The sequence below is a fragment of the candidate division TA06 bacterium B3_TA06 genome, assembly GCA_005223075.1.
Taxonomy (GTDB): domain Bacteria; phylum Hydrothermota; class Tepidihabitantia; order B3-TA06; family B3-TA06; genus B3-TA06.
Genome location: NJBO01000002.1, coordinates 199,588 through 215,371, shown reverse-complemented (window position 1 = coordinate 215,371; position 15,784 = coordinate 199,588). Strand labels below are relative to the sequence as shown.

The window sequence follows — 15,784 nt, the reverse complement described above, 5'->3', positions numbered from 1 at the left end:
ATCCTCCTTTTTGCCTGCGGCAAAAAGATCGGAGAGATTGCTTCGTCCTTCATCCCTTTGGTCTTCAGTCCTCGCAATGACACCCCTCACCCTAACCCTCTCCCAAAGGGAGAGGGTACTGCGATCTTTTGTGCTACGCACAAAAGGAGCATCTTTTAGTGAAACGAGTTTCAATCTGCGGTTAGTTCCCCCTGCGATCTTTTTATCTCAATGCACTGAGTGCTCAAAGATAAAAAGGAGCATTTAATTCGGCCTCCCCATCTCCCCGCGTACAGACCTTATTCGCTTGACAATGGCAGCGGTTAGCGTAGAATTTTGTTACAATTTTGTTCGGAGGTCACATGCAACAATACTTCGAAGTCCGCTGGCACGGCCGCGGCGGGCAGGGAGCTAAGACCGCCGCACTTTTGTTCGGCGAAGCGGCCATGGAAACCGGCAAATACATTCAGGCATTCCCAGAATACGGCCCTGAGCGCACTGGTGCGCCGGTAAAGGCGTTCAACCGTCTCTCAGACGGGCCGATCCGCATCCACACCCAGGTAATTAATCCAGACGTTGTGGTGGTGCTTGACGCAAGCCTTTTGGAGTCGATTAACGTGACCGAAGGTCTTAAAGACAATGGTGCGCTCATAGTTAATACCCAGGAGAAGGCGGCAGCCATAAAGGAAAAACTCCGCGTAACAAACGCCAAGGTTGCCGTAGTGGATGCCACCAAGATTGCGGTCGAGATCCTAAAGAAAAACGTTCCCAACACGGTTATGCTGGGTGCAATGGTAAAGATAACCGGGGCCTTGGAGTGGGACTCCGCGCTTGCCTCTATCAAGGAAAAGCTCGAAGTAAAGTTCCGAGGCCGCACCGAGATCATCGAAGGAAACGTCGAAGCTATCAAACGCGCCTACGACGAGGTGGAGGTCGCATGAGCATGAAGTTTGATAAACCGATGACCTGGCAGGAGCTGCCCGCGGGCTGCCTCATAGACGAACGGGCAACCTCCCTTCACTTCAAGACCGGTGATTGGCGCAGTATGCGTCCTTTATGGGATGCGGAAAAGTGTATACATTGTCTTTTCTGCTGGATCACCTGCCCAGATACGGCAATCACAGTTCAAGACGGCAAGATGACAGGGATAGACTACGACTACTGCAAGGGCTGCGGTATCTGCGCTGTGATATGCCCGCCCAAGGCATCGGCTATCGATATGGTGCGGGAGGAGAAATGAAGACAATAGCCAAGACCGGTAACGAGGCCATGGCCTATGCCATGAAGCAGATCAATCCGGACGTGGTAGCAGCGTACCCCATCACACCGGCGACCGAGATCGTGCAGATCTTTTCCAACTACGTGGCCGACGGCGAGGTGGATACCGAGTTCGTTGCCGTGGAAAGTGAGCACTCCGCACTTTCGGCTTGCGTGGGCGCCTCTATTGCAGGCGGCAGGGTTATGACATCAACCTCTTCCCAGGGGTTAGCATTAATGCATGAGATCCTCTATATCGCTGCAGGCAACCGTCTGCCGATCGTTATCGCATTAGTGAACCGTTCACTTTCCGCCCCAATCAACATCCACTGCGACCACTCGGACACCATGGGTTCCAGAGAGGCTGGCTGGATGCAGCTTTACTGCGCCAACTCCCAGGAGGCATACGATTCGTTAATAATCGCTCTGAAAGTAGCGGAGCAAACGGCTGTTCCTGCAATCGTCTCCACCGATGCGTTCATCATCTCCCACGCCATGGAGCGGTTGGAGGTCCTCGAAGACGAAGAGGTTCAGCGCTTCATCGGTGAATACAAACCTCGCTTCTCCGCACTGGACCTTGAGAATCCCAAAACCTTCGGACCACTTGATCTGCAGGACTACTTCTTCGAGCACAAGCGCGCCCAGATCGATGACTTCAGCAAGGTACTCGGAACCTATAACAAGGTAGCCCAGGAGTATGCCGAGCTTTCCGGGCGCTACTACCCTGCTTTGGAAGAGTACAAGACCGACGATGCCGACGTTGCGATCTTTACCGCTGGCTCCACCGCGGATACCGCCAAGGAGGTGGTGGATGGGCTGCGTGAGCAGGGCCGCAAGGTGGGCCTTGTTCGCATGAGGATGTGGCGTCCGCTGCCCGTTGAGGAGATAAAGGCCGCACTTGGTAAGTTCAAGGCGGTGGCGGTGATGGATCGCTCCGACACCATGGCAGATTTCGGCGGCCCGGTCTTCCTTGAGACCCGCGGTATTCTCTACGACGCAAAGAAAAAACCCCTTCTCACAGACTACGTATACGGTCTGGGTGGACGCAATATAGATATCTCCGACATCCTACGGGTCTACGACGAGATCGAGCAAGTAGCAAAGCAAGGTAAGATAGATAAGTTAATCACATACCTCGGCGTTCGCGGGGAGGAATGAGATGGCTAGCCTAAAAGAACTCTCTAAGCGCACGGAAGGTCTGGTAGGCGGGCATCGCGCCTGTGCAGGCTGCGCGGCTTCAACCGCCATACGTCAGATACTCTTGGCCGCAGGCGACAAACCAACGGTGACAGGCATCTGTACCGGATGCATGGAGGTGGTTACCACCATCTTTCCCTACACCGCGTGGAACGTCAACCTGGTGCACAACGCTTTCGAGAACTCGGCTGCGACCGTATCGGGTATGGAAGCGGCCTATCGAGCCCTGAAGCGCAAGGGCAAGATAGATGCCGAGATCCAATTCATCGCCTTCGGCGGTGATGGCGGCACATACGACATCGGTCTGCAGTCTCTCTCAGGAGCGATTGAACGTCGCCACAAGATGCTTTACGTATGCTACGACAACGAAGCCTACATGAACACCGGTTACCAGCGTTCGTCAGCTACCCCCTACTGCGCGCACACCACCACCTCTCCTGCCGGAACCAAGATACCGGGCAAGCCACAGAAGCGAAAGGACCTGACCGAGATCATCATCGCTCACGATCCTGCCTACGCTGCACAGGCAACACCCGGCTACTACATGGATCTCATCCGCAAGGTGGAGAAGGCACTTGCCGCTGACGGCCCCTCGTTCATCAACGTCCTCTCGCCCTGCGTTCCCGGCTGGGGCTACCCCCTAAACCAAACCATGAACATCTCCAAGCTTGCTGTAGAAACCCTGTTCTGGCCGATCTACGAGTGGCAGGACGGAAAATACAAGATCAACATGAAGCCGCGTGAGCCTAAGCCCTTGGTTGATTTCCTAAAGCTACAGGCACGCTTCCGGCATCTACTCAAGCCGGGTAACGAGCATCTTTTGGAGGAACTTCAGGCCGAGGTCAATCGTCGGTGGGAAGTCCTGTTGCGCAAAGAGCAGGCAACGAACGGATAACATGCTTATAGATCGCATCAAGCTGTTCGAGTCAGGTTTCCAGGCGATCAAGGAGAACATCGAGAAGCTCCTGCAGCAGTCTGACGCCAAGGCGGTTCTTCTGGTGGATCGCGACGGGAACCTGATTACGAACGCTGGCGAGACCGAGAAGATAGATCTCGAGTCGTTTGCGACCCTGGCTGCGGCTGACTTTGCTGCCACGTCCCAACTCGCAGAGCTCATCGGCGAGCAGCAGTTCCTCACCCTCTACCACCAGGGCGAACGCGATCACCTCTACTTCCAGGCCCTTGCACAGAACATCATCATCGCTGTAATCTTCGATCAACGCACCACCCTGGGGCTTGTCCGCGTGCGGGTCAAGCACGCCGCACAGACCCTTTCAAAGATACTTGAGGATATCTTCGGCGGCCAAGAACAGCTCGCGCCGGAGGAGGAGGCAAGGATCGAGGATATCTCAAAGGATATCGAAGACGAACTCGACCGTTTGTTTGGCTAGCACCAGATGACTCTGATAAACTATGCAACCAGAGAGATCAACTTCAAGATCGTATACTACGGGCCGGGCCTGGGCGGTAAGACCACCAACCTAAGATGGATCTACGGAGAACTCGATCAGAATACCAAGGGGAAGATGATCACCCTTGCTACAGAGATGGACAGAACCCTGTTCTTCGACTTCCTGCCGGTAGATCTGGGTCGAGTGCGCGGCTTCCAGACGCGACTTCGTCTCTACACGGTTCCAGGTCAGGTCTTCTACAACGCCACGCGGAGGATCATCCTTAGGGGTGCCGACGGCCTGATCTTCGTGGCCGACTCGCAGCGGGAGCGGCGTGAGGATAACCTCGACAGCCTGCGGAATCTGAAGGATAACCTTGCTACCTTCAACCTCAGGCTCTCCGACACACCATACGTGATGCAGTACAACAAACGTGATCTGCCGAACATAATGACCGTTGCCGAGATGGAGATGCTCATAAATCCTCAGAGGGTGCCTTACTTCGAGTCGGTTGCCACCCAGGGCATCGGCATATTCGAGACCCTGAAGGAGATCGCCAAGACGGTCATCCGCAAGTTCTAGAACACCTCGAGATTTAGAAAGTTAAGGCCCCGTAGGGGGCCTTTGTATTGAAACGAGCAAGCAAACACTTGACACAATAATCATACTTAGCTATACTAACATCAATTTAAGATTAAGGAAGACTAATGCTTGGAGAAAAGAAGCCAGAGACTCCCCCAGATGAGTTTAATGTAGAAGGCGCACTTGATCAGCTGTTTGGTTAGTACCCCGTGGCTTTCATAAACTTGGCTACAAAAGAGATCAGCGTAAAGATCGTATACTACGGTCCTGGATTAGGTGGTAAGACCACCACCCTCAGAGGGATCTGCGGAAAACTCGATGAGAATACCAAGGGGAAGATGATTAGTATCGATACAGAGATGGACAGAACCCTGTTCTTCGACTTCCTGCCTGTAAATCTGGATCGAGTGCGGGGCTTTCAGGTACGCCTCCATCTCTACACGGTTCCAGGCCAGGTTTTCTATAACGCCTCGAGGCGGATCATCCTTAGTGGTGTCGACGGCCTGATCTTCGTGGCCGATTCACAAAGGGAGCGGCGTGAGGACAATACCAACAGCCTACAGAATCTTAAGAACAACCTTGCAACCCTTAACCTCAAACTCTCCAACATCCCATATGTCATGCAGTACAACAAGCGCGACCTGCCCAACCTGATGACCGTTGCTGAGATGGAAGAACTCCTGAATCCGGATAGGGTGCCCTACTTCGAGTCGGTCGCCACCCAGGGGAGCGGCATATCCGAGACCCTGAAGGAGATCGCCAAGAGGGTCATCCTGCAAGTTTTCAAAACGCCTCGAGGGATAGAGATTCAAGCCCCCAGAAGGTAGCCTTCATATTTGCGGGCATGATAAAGCCTTGACATGATAACTACAATTAGTTATAGTGCAATGAGTTTAAGACAAGGAGGATTAATGCATGTAACCAAGAAGTTAGAGAGGCCTCCAGATGAACTTCATGTAGAAGATGCACTTGATCAGCTGTTTGGTTAGTACTCCATGGCTCTCATAAACTACGCTACAAAAGAGATCAACCTAAAGATCGTATACGACGGGCCGGCACTCGGTGGCAAGACTGACAATCTTCGTTGGATCTACAATAGGCTGGACGCAGATGCAAAAGGAAAGATGATCACCTTAGATACTGAGATGGACAAAACCTTGTTCTTCGACTTCCTGCCTGTAGATCTGGGTCGAGTGCGGGGCTTCCAGATGCGCTTCCATCTCTACACGGTTCCCATCCATGTTTCCCTCACCGCTTCTCGGAGAATCATCCTTAGGGGTGCCGACGGCCTAATCTTCGTGGCCGATTCACAAAGGGAGCGGCGTGAGGATAACGTGGAGAGTGTGAAAAACCTCAAGGAGGACCTTGCAACCCCCAACCTGAAGCTTTCAGACGTCCCATACGTCATGCAGTACAACAAGCGCGACCTCCCCAATCTTATGACAGTCGCCGAGATGGAGGAACTTCTGAACCCGGATAGGGTGCCCTACTTCGAGGCGGTTGCCACCCAGGGAATCGGTGTATTCGACACCCTGAAGGAGATCGCCAAGATGGTAATCCGTAAGTTATGAGAACTTCAGTTTTAAAAACCCCTAGAAACGTTCCGAGATTTAGAGATTCAGGCCCCCAGAAGGTAGCCTTCATATGTGCGGGCATGATAAAGCCTTGACATAATGACTATAATTAGTTATACTACAATAAGATTAGACCAAGGAGGACTAATGCCTGCAGACAAGAAGTTAGAGAGTCCCCCAGATGAGTTTAATGTAGAAGATGAACTTGATCAGCTGTTTGGTTAGTACTCCATGGCTCTCATAAACTACGCTACAAAAGAGATCAATCTAAAGATCGTATACTACGGGCCGGGACTCGGCGGGAAGACCGACAATCTTCGTTGGATCTACGATAGGCTGGACGCGGATGCAAAAGGAAAGACGATCACTTTAGATACTGAGATGGACAAAACCTTGTTCTTCGACTTCCTGCCTGTAGATCTGGGTCGAGTGCGGGGCTTCCAGATGCGCTTCCATCTCTACACGGTTCCCACCCATGTTGCCCTCACCGCTTCTCGGAGAATCATCCTGGAAGGTGCGGACGGCATCATATTCGTTGCTGACTCACAACGTGAGCGGCGTGAGGACAACCTGGACAGTCTCGAGAACCTGAAGGAGAACCTTGCTACCTTCAACCTCAGGCTTCCCGATGTCCCATACGTGATGCAGTACAACAAGCGCGACCTGCCGAATATCATGACCGTAGCTGAGATGGAAGAACTCCTGAACCCGGATAAGGTGCCGTACTTCGAGGCGGTTGCCGACCAGGGAATCGGCGTATTCGAGACCCTTAAGGAGATCGCCAGGATGATAATCCGTGCGTTTTAAACACCCGGAATATATTGATCCAAATGGAAAGGGCGACGCATGCGTCGCCCCTACTCTATTGACTTATCCTTACGTCTGGATTTTCTCTCACCTCTTGCCCACACCCTCTGCATCTTAACCCTGCCGCAGCGTGGGCATATCCACTTGCGCCTCTTATGGAAGGAGCGCTTCTCTTCTTTCATACCGATCTTGCATCTCGGACAGAGCATTAAAAATCCTATGGGATCAAAACTCTGTTTAGGAGTTAAATAGCCCGTTGATCTCCTCAACCGTGCCGACCCAGATGCATGTTACATCACTCATACCCCTCTTGGCCAGACCGCAGAGCACCTTGCCAGAGCCAAGCTCGTAGAGTTCTCTAACACCCAAAGCGGTCAAAGTCTGCATGGTCTTGGCCCAGAGCACGGGCGAGGTAAGCTGTTTCGCCAAGAATTCCTTGATCTGGCCAGGATCGTTGGTTACCTCGCCTGTCACGTTGGGTATAACCTTACCCTTGGGCTTCTTGAATTCGAACTGATCAAGAAAGGCGCGGAACTCGGAGGCCGCTCGCTGCATGAACGGGGTGTGGAACGCACCGGATACTGCCAAGGGCAATGCACGCTTGGCACTCGCCTCCTTGGCCTTCTCGATCGCTTTCTTGATACCCTCGGGCGCACCGGAGATCACCACCTGACCAGGGGAGTTGAAGTTGGCGGGCCAGATGTTCTCTATCTCACTGCAGATGGAGATAACTGCATCGTCGGATAGCCCTATGATCGCAGCCATACTGCCCTCTTTGGCTTGGGCCATAAGCGCACCGCGCTTTGCAACAAACTTCATCCCGTCTTCCACCGAAAACACCCCTGCCGCAGCAAGTGCTGAAAACTCGCCAAGGCTGTGGCCTGCAAAGACGTCCGCGATTAATCCCTTATCTGTAACCAGCCGATAAACTGCAAGCGAATGCACATAAAGCGCAGGCTGGGTGATCTGGGTCTTTCTGAGCGCCTCCTCAGGACCCTCGAACATGGTTTTTGTGATCTCCAGACCGCTTACTTGGTCTGCTGAGTGATATATCGATCTCAGTGATTCGTTAGTCTCGTATAGATCGGCACCCATCCCCACGTATTGTGAGCCCTGTCCCGGGAAAAGAAACGCTTTGGCCATCAACCCTCCAAGATCTTATGACGCTTTGTTCTTGATCTCTTCCAACTGATCGGCGATGCGACGCCGCTCGTCCGGCCCGATCCGATCAATGATCAACACCCCTGCAAGGTGATCCACCTCGTGCTGTATCACCCGTGCTAGGTGTCCTTCAAGCTCCAGCTCTATGGTTTCGCCCTCAAGGTTCTTGGCGCTAAGACGCACCTTAAGGTAGCGCTCGACATCAACCCACACCCCGGGGATGGAGAGACATCCCTCCTCTGTCTTATTGGTCTCGTTTGATAGGGGGGTAAGCTCAGGGTTTACGAATGCGTACGTCTCATCACTCAACTTCACAATAAACAGAGCCTTATCGAAACCAACCTGGTTTGCCGACAGACCGACACCGTTGACCTCTTGCATCGTCTTCTTCATCTGCGCTGCGATGTGGGCAAGCTCTCCATCGAAAGAGGTCACCGGCTCGACCTTCTTGCGAAGTATTGCCTCTCCGTAAGTCTTGATGCTCATGAGGTTTGATTATAGGTGCCAGATTGGTGGTGTCAAGAAAAGGCTGGCGATCAGTGTCCTTGACAAAAGCCGCGCAGGGTTTATATTTTCGCATGAGTCACGTGCAGTTAAAAGGCATAGTCTCAGCAGGTTTTGAGACCAATGGCAAGGGGCATCAGGGGTTCATAGTGGAGTTGCCAGGCGCCTTCGTGCGAGGGAAGACCGAAAGGCAAGCCCTCGACAAGGTTAAGAAGGAAGTGGATCTGTATTTGAAATGGCTGGGAATGGAACCAAAACATGATTATGAGATTCGAATCGTCCAGAGACATAAAAGCAACGCAGTGGTCGAGGACGCGGATACCGCGATCCTGCTGGAGGCGGATAGGGGTGAAATTAGAGTGGAGGAGTTTAAAAGACTGGCTGATCTGGCTCGATATTCAAAAGAGACGTTCGTCAAACTTTACACCAGCACTCAGCACAAGGATTGGATAGATGAATCAAGAATCAGAAAGACCTTCTACGGAGACAACCCTGCGACCATACAACGAATATTTGACCATGTAAGGAACTGTCAATTCTATTACTTGTCCCGGATAGGAATAACGGAAGAGATGGATGGAGATTTTGCAGATACGAGAGAGCGCTGTCTGGAAAAGCTGGGTGCCTTCTACATGGAAAACAACAATCTAGCGATGTTTGAGGAGAATGGTGAACTCTGGACCCTTAAGAAGGTGCTTAGGAGATTCATCTGGCACGACAGGATACACGCCAAGGCGATAACAAGAATCCTGGAGCGCCAAAGACAATTGGGAATAATTGATGCCTACGATGATCCGTTCCATTTTATGAAGACGACCAACGGATAAAACCTTCTCCGTAAGTCTTTATGCTCATAGGGTTTGATTATAGGTGCCAGATTGGTGGTGTTAAGAAAAGGCTGGTGATCAGTGTCCTTGACAAAAGCCGCGCTGGGTTTATATTTTCACATGAGTCACGTGCAGTTAAAAGGCATAGTCTCAGCAGGTTTTGAGACCAATGGCAAGGGGCATCTGGGGTTCATAGTGGAGTTGCCCGGCGCCTTCGCCTCGCTATTCGAGAAGTAAATCTTACAAGGTTTAAAGTTTGCACCGACGAGGCAAGGCCGCTCTTGGTTGGCAACGGTGCCTTGAGATTTCTTCTTTGCGATTTTTTACTCAGTGGCAAAGAGGTGTTGAATTCGGGGTTCCCGCGGCGTTGCTTGGCAACGCTATCTACTCACCCAGCTGCCTGAGCATGCCTTTGCCGAACTGGATGTCGGGCAGCTCCTTGACGCGCACGTAAAAATTCCACTCGAGGTTATCCGGTGCCATACTTAAGCCGTCCCTTGGCGTAACCTCGAACACCGCCTCCCAGCAGTGCAACCCCTTGACCAGAGAAAGGTTGTAGCTCGCTATGTAGTCCTGCCAGCGGGCCTTTGGCTCGGTAAGATTCGTAGCCACGCTCAGATTCAACTCAATCTCAAACGGTAAGAACAGCTGGGTCCTGGCAGATACCATGTGGTCGGACTTGCCCACCCCTCCCAGGGAGTCGCTACGAATACCCCAACTATTCTCAAGTGAAAGCTTGCTTTTTGAGAATCGTTCCAGGAACGTCTCCTTCTTCTCGTAAGGGCGATAAAGGGAATCCTCACTTATGACCATACTATCCGGGGGCTGCAGCCTCATTATGCTGTCAAATGCTGCCGTATCCCCACGTTCAATCCCCAGACTGTCCCAGGCTATGGTATCTTCTTCTACTACTCCCCTTTCCCGCAACCCGAATAAGGGGAACAGCAGCTTGTCAACACTGGCGCTGGCTGAGGTTTTAAGGGCGAAGCTGTCGGTATAGAGGTTATAACTCATGTTAACATTGGCCTGAACAGGTAAACCTGAAGGCAAATAGATAGTGGCCGTGGCCGGTGTCAGGCTGTCGGTAAGAAGATTGTAACCGATGCCTGTTGAGAGAGTCAGGAGATCCTGTTTCCTGAATCTCGTTGTATCCCCACGAGCACGGAACTTTGCCTGCAAGGACTGGGCGATATTCAGATTGACCCTGTGAGAGGCAAGGGTGGTATCAAAACGCGGGTACACCAGCCAGGGATGGATCGTCCCCTTTGCCGGGGTGATCGTGTGTGTGATTGTGGGTCTTATCGAGTGCAGCATCCCGTTCATCCCAAGGATGTATATCCCGAAGATACGCGAAAGCTCCGTCCCCATGGAGTTGGAGAGCGAGTAGTCAGCTTCTCGGATAAGGCTGTCCTGAGTCCATGTAAGGCTCTGCCCTGCGTTCCAGGTTTGGCCAAAGGTGTAGGCACCAAGGAGATTATAGCTCCATGACAGGGTAAGCGGTTGTGAGAACCTGGTTGTTCGAAAATCCTCGATGGTCTCCAACGTATCTCCAAGGGTGTCTATAATCTGGGTTACGTCATGACGGTACTGGTTATTGACGCCGAAGCTTCCAAAATTTACGGTAAAGAAATCCCAGAGCGTTGCAGTTGGCCATGAGAAGTTGAAGATAGGCAAGGTCATTGTGTAGGAGCCTGTTCTTAAGTCATCCTCGCGGGACGCAGAAATGGTCGTAGGTCTGCCAAGGAGCTTTCGTGAGATTGATACATCCGAGCGGGTCCTTTGATCCAAAAGCATAGTCAGGCTGTCCTCGTCTTCTATATATTCGATGATGTAACTCTGATCGCTGCGGAAGTTTATGACGGCAGTAATCTTGGTCCCGTCGGGGATGTAGCTTGTGTTGTTTAAGGCAAGCGTCCAGCGCTGCTTCCGGGTGTCTGTTTCGTTGATGTAATTGGCGCTAAACCTTCCAGCCGCGTACTCCGCGCCCCTGGGACCGTAGCGCCATTGAAAGAGTACGCCGGGCCTGAATCCCTTGCGAGTAAAGATATCAAGCGAAAACAAGGCATCCGAGTAGTCGTTCGTTACCCAGTAGTAGCGGATCATCTTGGTAAACCAGCCTTCCTCATCGCTGTGACCGAACTTGAAGGGCATAAGTCCTGATTTACGCTTATTGCCGATGGGTAGATACCAGAATGGTGCGGCCAGCACCGGGATACGCCGGACACGCAGAATGATAGGTCGGGAGATGACCATATCATTCAAAATCACCTTAAGCTCGCTGCCATAGAAATCATAGTGCGGCGGGTAGCGCTCACAGGTCGTGTAATAGCCGCGGGTGATGTGGATGGTGTTCTCCTCGACAAGCCAGACGCCTTGACCTGCGAAGTAGCCCTTCTCTATCTGCGTGCGTCCCTCAGTCATTACCCCTTTCTGGGTCTCGACCGCGTAGTCCAGCTGCTCGCCTATCAGGCTGTCGCTTGAAGATCTAAGCTTTGCTCCCTTGAATGCGGAAAGGAGTCTCTTCTGGGTTGAAAACCGTATGGAGTCGGAGTAAACAGTCAAATCGCCATAGGTTACCTCACCGTTATGCAATAGAAGCACGTTCTTTGTATCGGTGTAGAAGATGATCGTATCGGCTTTGAACCTGACCTGAGACACCCCACCTCTGATCGTATCCTGATAAGCCGTGTCCTGATCAACCGAGTCCCGTCCCACCGCCTCCCTCACAACCTCCTGCCTCGCGGGTTTTTGCAGAGGCTGAGCAAAGAGAAGGAATATGAGAACCAAGGCTACCTGTAAGAGATAACGTCTATTTCAATCTCGCCAACCACCGAGAGCACCCGTGCCTGCTCGCCCAGCTCGCCCTCGTGCAGTTGAACATGGGTGGGGTCTGCAGGCAACTGACCGTAGGTGGCGTCTGCCGGAACCCAGGTCTCGCCGATCCAGAAGGAGTTCCAGGCGTGGTAGTAGAAGGCTCCGTCAAGATAGACAAGTCCTACATTGATCTTTGTCGGGATTCCTGCGGCTCTTCCTAGGGCGGCCAGAAGTATGGCGTGCTCGTTGCAGTCGCCTTCACGAGTTTCTAATACTTCGACTGCTGAGGGGACCGATGCAGTGGCGCGCTTTCTGAGATTCGCATAGACCCAGTTCACTAGCTTTGCAGCAGCACTCATCGCGTCAGTTTCATCTCCCACGATCCGGCTGGCTGTTCGTTTGATCTGAGGATCCTCTGCTTGTATGTAGAAGCTGGAGCCAAGGAACTCACGAGGCGACTTCTGGGGTATGCTGGATCGTCCAATCTTGACAGTATCAGGCCGGGTTATGGTAAGCTCCACACCCTCCTCAATCCATTTTGCCTTCTGTGTAGTTGAAGAGACTATAAGGTCTTCGCGCCGGGTTAGACCCTCGACTCGCAGCTTAAGCTCCTTCAGACCACGCGGGCCCGCGATAGCCGAATCAGACCTTACCGCGAAGAAGCTTAAGAGATCAAGCTTTGCAGCGCCGGAGACAGCTTCAAGCGCCTTCTCGCGAGGCTCGCGCACCATAACGATCCCGGGCTGCTGGATCTCCTTCACACTCGCACCTGTAGAATCCAGCCACACCTCTGAGCAAAGCCCCATCATACGCATCTCCATCTTCAAGGTGGGAACCCGGACACCATCGAGCAGAAGGGTCTCTGGTGCAATCACCTTGATCGAGACAGGCAGGGTCTTAAGCAAGGTAGGCTCGAATACGGTAACGGTCAGCTTGTCCCCGGGCTTTGGCGAGCGTGTCGTCACCCAGGGGGCAAGCGCAGGCGAGATAAGGGCGTATTTTGCCTGAATCTCTTTGGTCTCTACACGTCCAGCGGTCTCGATCTTCACCTTTATCACCTCGCCTTCGCGTTTACCCTCCGCGTAGAACGTGTGCTGCCGCGAAGAGATGTCAAAGGTAAACTCCTCAAGGTTCAGATCCTTATCGGTCACGGCTTCCAGTGTGGTGGCGAACGTCTCGTCCGAGCCTAAAAGCTCAAACCTCATCGTGGATTTCTGGGTAAACCGGTAGCTATTCCCCTTGATCTCCTGCCTGGAGTAGACGTAGCCGATCTTGGCATTATTTATATATATGCCCATCCAGTCCTCGGACGGCGCAATCCGTGCATCCTTAATCCCCAGCTTACCCCCGCAGGCAAGTGAACCGAGGGCAAGTACGAAAAGTACGAACGGAATTGATTTCTTACGCATGAGGGAGTATATGAGCGCCTTGGGACGTGTCAAGGCAAACCACAGATTGATTCTTAACCGCAGATGAGAACTCCTGGGAGTCGTTCTCTCCGTAGGAGTACACAGATGACACAGATTAATCCAGGACTAAAAGGATTCAATTCAATCCGTGTAATCGGCGTCCCGAAGGGAAACGAGTGAAACGAGTTTCAATCTGCGGTTTCTTTGTCCCTTAGAGACCGAGGGGATTCGCCACGATCCGCGCAAAGTTGGCGGCAAGCCGACGGCCTGTAGCACCTGAGCGCTCCGGGTGAAACTGCACCCCCCAAAGAGGTCTCTCCTTATGCCTTATGACCTCAACCTTGCAGCTGTCTGAGTAGGCTAAAACCTCGAAGTGTTTTGCAAGGTTCTTATCCTTCACCACGTGCTCGTAGTGCGACTCGTTGGCGGTGAAGAAAAGCCCCATGTTTTCAAGCAGCTCCTCGGTCTTCATGACCCGGATGACCTCATCGCGCTCGATGAAGCGGTTCTTGCGGATGACCTTGGCACCCCAGGCATAAGCAAGGGTCTGGTGCCCCCAGCAGATGCCGAGGAGTGGTTTCTGCGTCTCAAGATAGAGCTTGGTGATTATCTCAGGGATAGGATCGCTCGCAATCTGCCACTCCGAGCCGGTGACAACGATGGCGTCTTCGGAGACATCCGGGGATTTAAGTTCATCAACGTAAACGGTCGTAACCCCAAAGTGAGGTTCCAACCAGGTAACATAGTTGGGCATCCGTTTATCGTCCGCCGCTTTGTAGGTGTTGATTAAAAGAACCGAAGGCTTCACTTACGCAGTTTACGGAGCAAACGGCTGTAGTCAATAGGAAACAAATCGTCAGGTTTATATTGCACTCTTCACGGTTTTGACTAGATTTTAACCATGCATGAAAGAATGCTTCTTGAGCCATGAAAGTGGGGCTTGACAGTGAACTCGAAGCCACTATACTTTTTCACGATGCCTAAAAAGAAGTCCAGTATGGCGCCAATTTGCCAGGCGATTGTGATTTGTGATAATATTATTAGAGAGGAAAACACTCGCAAGCTATCTCTGATGGGGCTATTTAACTCGATTAAAGTGTCTGCTTTCCCCACTCGCCACGCCCGTATGCACGTTTATGTCTCATTAACGAACTACATAGGAGAGACAAAAGGGATGCTTAAGTTTTTGGATCCAGAGGGAAACGTGCTTGCTCAAATTCAAGAACCGGTTGTTTTTCAAGATAAATTCGCCACAATTGAACTCAATTTTGTTATAAATGGCATGGTTTTCCCAAAACCCGGTGTGTATACAATCGAGTTCTTAGTTTCCCATCAATTAGTAGGTTCACGTAAAATTGAGATCACAAGAAAGGAAAAGTGATGCCTCCTTCGGGAACGACTGTAACTCAATTAGTGAACAGCAAAACGATCCCAGAATCTGGGTTAGAAACGTCAGAACTTCAATACATAGCAGCAGAAACGTATTGCGAATTCAACATCACACTCTCGCAGGATGTTATCTATGAAGAAGCCACCGACGAGGAATTTTTTATCGCCTCAATCAGCAGCAAAGCTTATGAGTCTTGGCTAGAAGAAGAAGACATTATTGACCACAAAAAACGCAGACCCCTATGAACGTATCCCCTGGAGATGTCCTTATAGCGAAGGTGCCTTATACCAGGGACATCCATGAGGGATATATCAAAACTGTTCCTGTCAAAGAAAGACCGGTATTAGTCATTTCGACCGTAGAATTCAATACCAGAGAATCTGCTTTTGTAGTGGTTCCTATCAGTTCGCGTATAGACCGAATGGATAATTATGATGTCCACATAAGCACACAAGAAAGCGTTAAATGTGGACTTATCAAGGAATCTGTTGCGAGACCGAACCTCATCACCACTTTGTCGTTAGAAAGAATAGTAGACAGGCTGGGGAAAGCTCCCCGTCCTTTGATGAAGAAAATCTACGGCTAGATAAGAAATATTCTTGGCCTAGCTTCTAAATAAAGTCCACTAGTAAAAAGAATCGGGCGGACCTGACGCAAAGCACGCAGCCAAGCGCTACGAACGTCAGCCCCTACGTTTAATGACTCGTTTGGAGTGCAATGACCGTGTCATTGCAATAATTGGACATCGCGACAACACGGTTGTCGCACTCCATAAAGAAACTTCGCGTAAGTCGGCCCGAAAAGACAAGCGGGCTCGCAATGACAAATAACGAAAAGTTTGGAGTGCAATGACCGTGTCATTGCAATAATTGGACATCGCGACAACACGGTT

The 15,784-nt window shown here is 51.6% G+C and carries 18 protein-coding genes; 13 read left to right on the top strand and 5 right to left on the bottom strand.

Going from position 1 to position 15,784, the window contains the following annotated elements; all coding sequences use genetic code 11:
* Window positions 1-341: 341 nt before the first annotated feature.
* The 9 genes from CEE36_02465 to CEE36_02425 all read left to right on the top strand — a co-directional run bounded on the left by CEE36_02465 (window position 342) and on the right by CEE36_02425 (window position 6,787).
* On the top strand, window positions 342-920 hold the full coding sequence (locus tag CEE36_02465) for a pyruvate synthase (protein ID TKJ44003.1): 579 nt from the start codon (window positions 342-344) through the stop codon (window positions 918-920).
* Window positions 917-1,219: a ferredoxin gene (locus CEE36_02460; GenBank protein TKJ44002.1), complete on the top strand. Its 303-nt coding sequence runs from the start codon at window positions 917-919 to the stop codon at window positions 1,217-1,219. Before CEE36_02465 ends, CEE36_02460 begins: the two co-directional genes overlap by 4 nt.
* Window positions 1,216-2,394: a pyruvate ferredoxin oxidoreductase gene (gene porA / locus CEE36_02455; protein TKJ44001.1), complete on the top strand. Its 1,179-nt coding sequence runs from the start codon at window positions 1,216-1,218 to the stop codon at window positions 2,392-2,394. The genes CEE36_02460 and porA overlap by 4 nt, the downstream gene beginning before the upstream one ends.
* A 1-nt stretch (window position 2,395) precedes the next feature.
* Complete coding sequence (locus CEE36_02450) at window positions 2,396-3,328, top strand: pyruvate ferredoxin oxidoreductase (protein ID TKJ44000.1); 933 nt, start codon at window positions 2,396-2,398, stop codon at window positions 3,326-3,328.
* Window position 3,329: 1 nt separating this feature from the next.
* A complete protein-coding gene (locus CEE36_02445) occupies window positions 3,330-3,824 on the top strand; it encodes a dynein regulation protein LC7 (protein TKJ43999.1) in 495 nt (164 codons plus the stop codon).
* 6 nt (window positions 3,825-3,830) lie between these two features.
* Entirely contained in the window at window positions 3,831-4,406 is a 576-nt protein-coding gene (locus CEE36_02440; GenBank protein ID TKJ43998.1) for a gliding-motility protein MglA, read from the top strand.
* Between the two features lie 209 nt (window positions 4,407-4,615).
* Window positions 4,616-5,233 carry a gliding-motility protein MglA gene (locus CEE36_02435; GenBank protein ID TKJ43997.1) on the top strand — a complete coding sequence of 206 codons (618 nt, stop codon included), beginning with the start codon at window positions 4,616-4,618 and terminating at the stop codon, window positions 5,231-5,233.
* A gap of 168 nt (window positions 5,234-5,401) precedes the next feature.
* Window positions 5,402-5,977, top strand: a complete 576-nt coding sequence (locus tag CEE36_02430) for a gliding-motility protein MglA (GenBank protein ID TKJ43996.1) — start codon at window positions 5,402-5,404, stop codon at window positions 5,975-5,977.
* A 234-nt stretch (window positions 5,978-6,211) separates the two neighbouring features.
* Window positions 6,212-6,787: a gliding-motility protein MglA gene (locus CEE36_02425; GenBank protein ID TKJ43995.1), complete on the top strand. Its 576-nt coding sequence runs from the start codon at window positions 6,212-6,214 to the stop codon at window positions 6,785-6,787.
* A gap of 237 nt (window positions 6,788-7,024) precedes the next feature.
* Here CEE36_02425 and fabD read toward each other — a convergent pair whose 3' ends face one another.
* Together fabD and def are read right to left on the bottom strand one after the other, a co-directional pair.
* Complete coding sequence (gene fabD / locus CEE36_02420; protein ID TKJ43994.1) at window positions 7,025-7,930, bottom strand: [acyl-carrier-protein] S-malonyltransferase; 906 nt, start codon at window positions 7,928-7,930, stop codon at window positions 7,025-7,027.
* 15 nt (window positions 7,931-7,945) lie between these two features.
* Window positions 7,946-8,434: a peptide deformylase gene (gene def, locus CEE36_02415; GenBank protein ID TKJ43993.1), complete on the bottom strand. Its 489-nt coding sequence runs from the start codon at window positions 8,432-8,434 to the stop codon at window positions 7,946-7,948.
* Window positions 8,435-8,535: 101 nt separating this feature from the next.
* Here def and CEE36_02410 point away from each other — a divergent pair, with 101 nt between their 5' ends.
* Window positions 8,536-9,279, top strand: a complete 744-nt coding sequence (locus CEE36_02410; GenBank protein TKJ43992.1) for a hypothetical protein — start codon at window positions 8,536-8,538, stop codon at window positions 9,277-9,279.
* A gap of 384 nt (window positions 9,280-9,663) precedes the next feature.
* Here CEE36_02410 and CEE36_02405 read toward each other — a convergent pair whose 3' ends face one another.
* The 3 genes from CEE36_02405 to CEE36_02395 form a co-directional block, all read right to left on the bottom strand.
* Window positions 9,664-12,006, bottom strand: a complete 2,343-nt coding sequence (locus CEE36_02405; GenBank protein ID TKJ43991.1) for a hypothetical protein — start codon at window positions 12,004-12,006, stop codon at window positions 9,664-9,666.
* Between the two features lie 62 nt (window positions 12,007-12,068).
* A complete protein-coding gene (locus tag CEE36_02400; protein TKJ43990.1) occupies window positions 12,069-13,502 on the bottom strand; it encodes a hypothetical protein in 1,434 nt (477 codons plus the stop codon).
* A gap of 211 nt (window positions 13,503-13,713) precedes the next feature.
* Window positions 13,714-14,310: a hypothetical protein gene (locus tag CEE36_02395; protein TKJ43989.1), complete on the bottom strand. Its 597-nt coding sequence runs from the start codon at window positions 14,308-14,310 to the stop codon at window positions 13,714-13,716.
* Between the two features lie 168 nt (window positions 14,311-14,478).
* Between CEE36_02395 and CEE36_02390 the strand changes: the two genes are divergently transcribed.
* From CEE36_02390 to CEE36_02380, 3 genes are read left to right on the top strand one after another with little or no spacing between them, the layout of a single operon-like run.
* The gene (locus CEE36_02390; GenBank protein ID TKJ43988.1) at window positions 14,479-14,883 is read left to right on the top strand and encodes a hypothetical protein; all 405 of its coding nucleotides are present in this window, start codon (window positions 14,479-14,481) and stop codon (window positions 14,881-14,883) included.
* Window positions 14,883-15,137, top strand: a complete 255-nt coding sequence (locus tag CEE36_02385) for a hypothetical protein (GenBank protein ID TKJ43987.1) — start codon at window positions 14,883-14,885, stop codon at window positions 15,135-15,137. The genes CEE36_02390 and CEE36_02385 overlap by 1 nt, the downstream gene beginning before the upstream one ends.
* Complete coding sequence (locus CEE36_02380; protein ID TKJ43986.1) at window positions 15,134-15,478, top strand: hypothetical protein; 345 nt, start codon at window positions 15,134-15,136, stop codon at window positions 15,476-15,478. Before CEE36_02385 ends, CEE36_02380 begins: the two co-directional genes overlap by 4 nt.
* The last annotated feature ends 306 nt before the right edge of the window (window positions 15,479-15,784 follow it).

Excerpts from the sequence above, each read along its gene's own strand:
- CEE36_02400 (TKJ43990.1), bottom strand. The coding sequence starts at position 13,502 with ATGCGTAAGAAATCAATTCCGTTCGTACTTTTCGTACTTGCCCTCGGT.
- CEE36_02380 (TKJ43986.1), top strand. The coding sequence starts at position 15,134 with ATGAACGTATCCCCTGGAGATGTCCTTATAGCGAAGGTGCCTTATACC.
- CEE36_02445 (TKJ43999.1), top strand. The coding sequence starts at position 3,330 with ATGCTTATAGATCGCATCAAGCTGTTCGAGTCAGGTTTCCAGGCGATC.
- fabD (TKJ43994.1), bottom strand. The coding sequence starts at position 7,930 with ATGGCCAAAGCGTTTCTTTTCCCGGGACAGGGCTCACAATACGTGGGG.
- porA (TKJ44001.1), top strand. The coding sequence starts at position 1,216 with ATGAAGACAATAGCCAAGACCGGTAACGAGGCCATGGCCTATGCCATG.
- CEE36_02440 (TKJ43998.1), top strand. The coding sequence starts at position 3,831 with ATGACTCTGATAAACTATGCAACCAGAGAGATCAACTTCAAGATCGTA.
- CEE36_02385 (TKJ43987.1), top strand. The coding sequence starts at position 14,883 with ATGCCTCCTTCGGGAACGACTGTAACTCAATTAGTGAACAGCAAAACG.
- CEE36_02450 (TKJ44000.1), top strand. The coding sequence starts at position 2,396 with ATGGCTAGCCTAAAAGAACTCTCTAAGCGCACGGAAGGTCTGGTAGGC.
- def (TKJ43993.1), bottom strand. The coding sequence starts at position 8,434 with ATGAGCATCAAGACTTACGGAGAGGCAATACTTCGCAAGAAGGTCGAG.
- CEE36_02430 (TKJ43996.1), top strand. The coding sequence starts at position 5,402 with ATGGCTCTCATAAACTACGCTACAAAAGAGATCAACCTAAAGATCGTA.
- CEE36_02390 (TKJ43988.1), top strand. The coding sequence starts at position 14,479 with ATGCCTAAAAAGAAGTCCAGTATGGCGCCAATTTGCCAGGCGATTGTG.
- CEE36_02425 (TKJ43995.1), top strand. The coding sequence starts at position 6,212 with ATGGCTCTCATAAACTACGCTACAAAAGAGATCAATCTAAAGATCGTA.
- CEE36_02460 (TKJ44002.1), top strand. The coding sequence starts at position 917 with ATGAGCATGAAGTTTGATAAACCGATGACCTGGCAGGAGCTGCCCGCG.
- CEE36_02465 (TKJ44003.1), top strand. The coding sequence starts at position 342 with ATGCAACAATACTTCGAAGTCCGCTGGCACGGCCGCGGCGGGCAGGGA.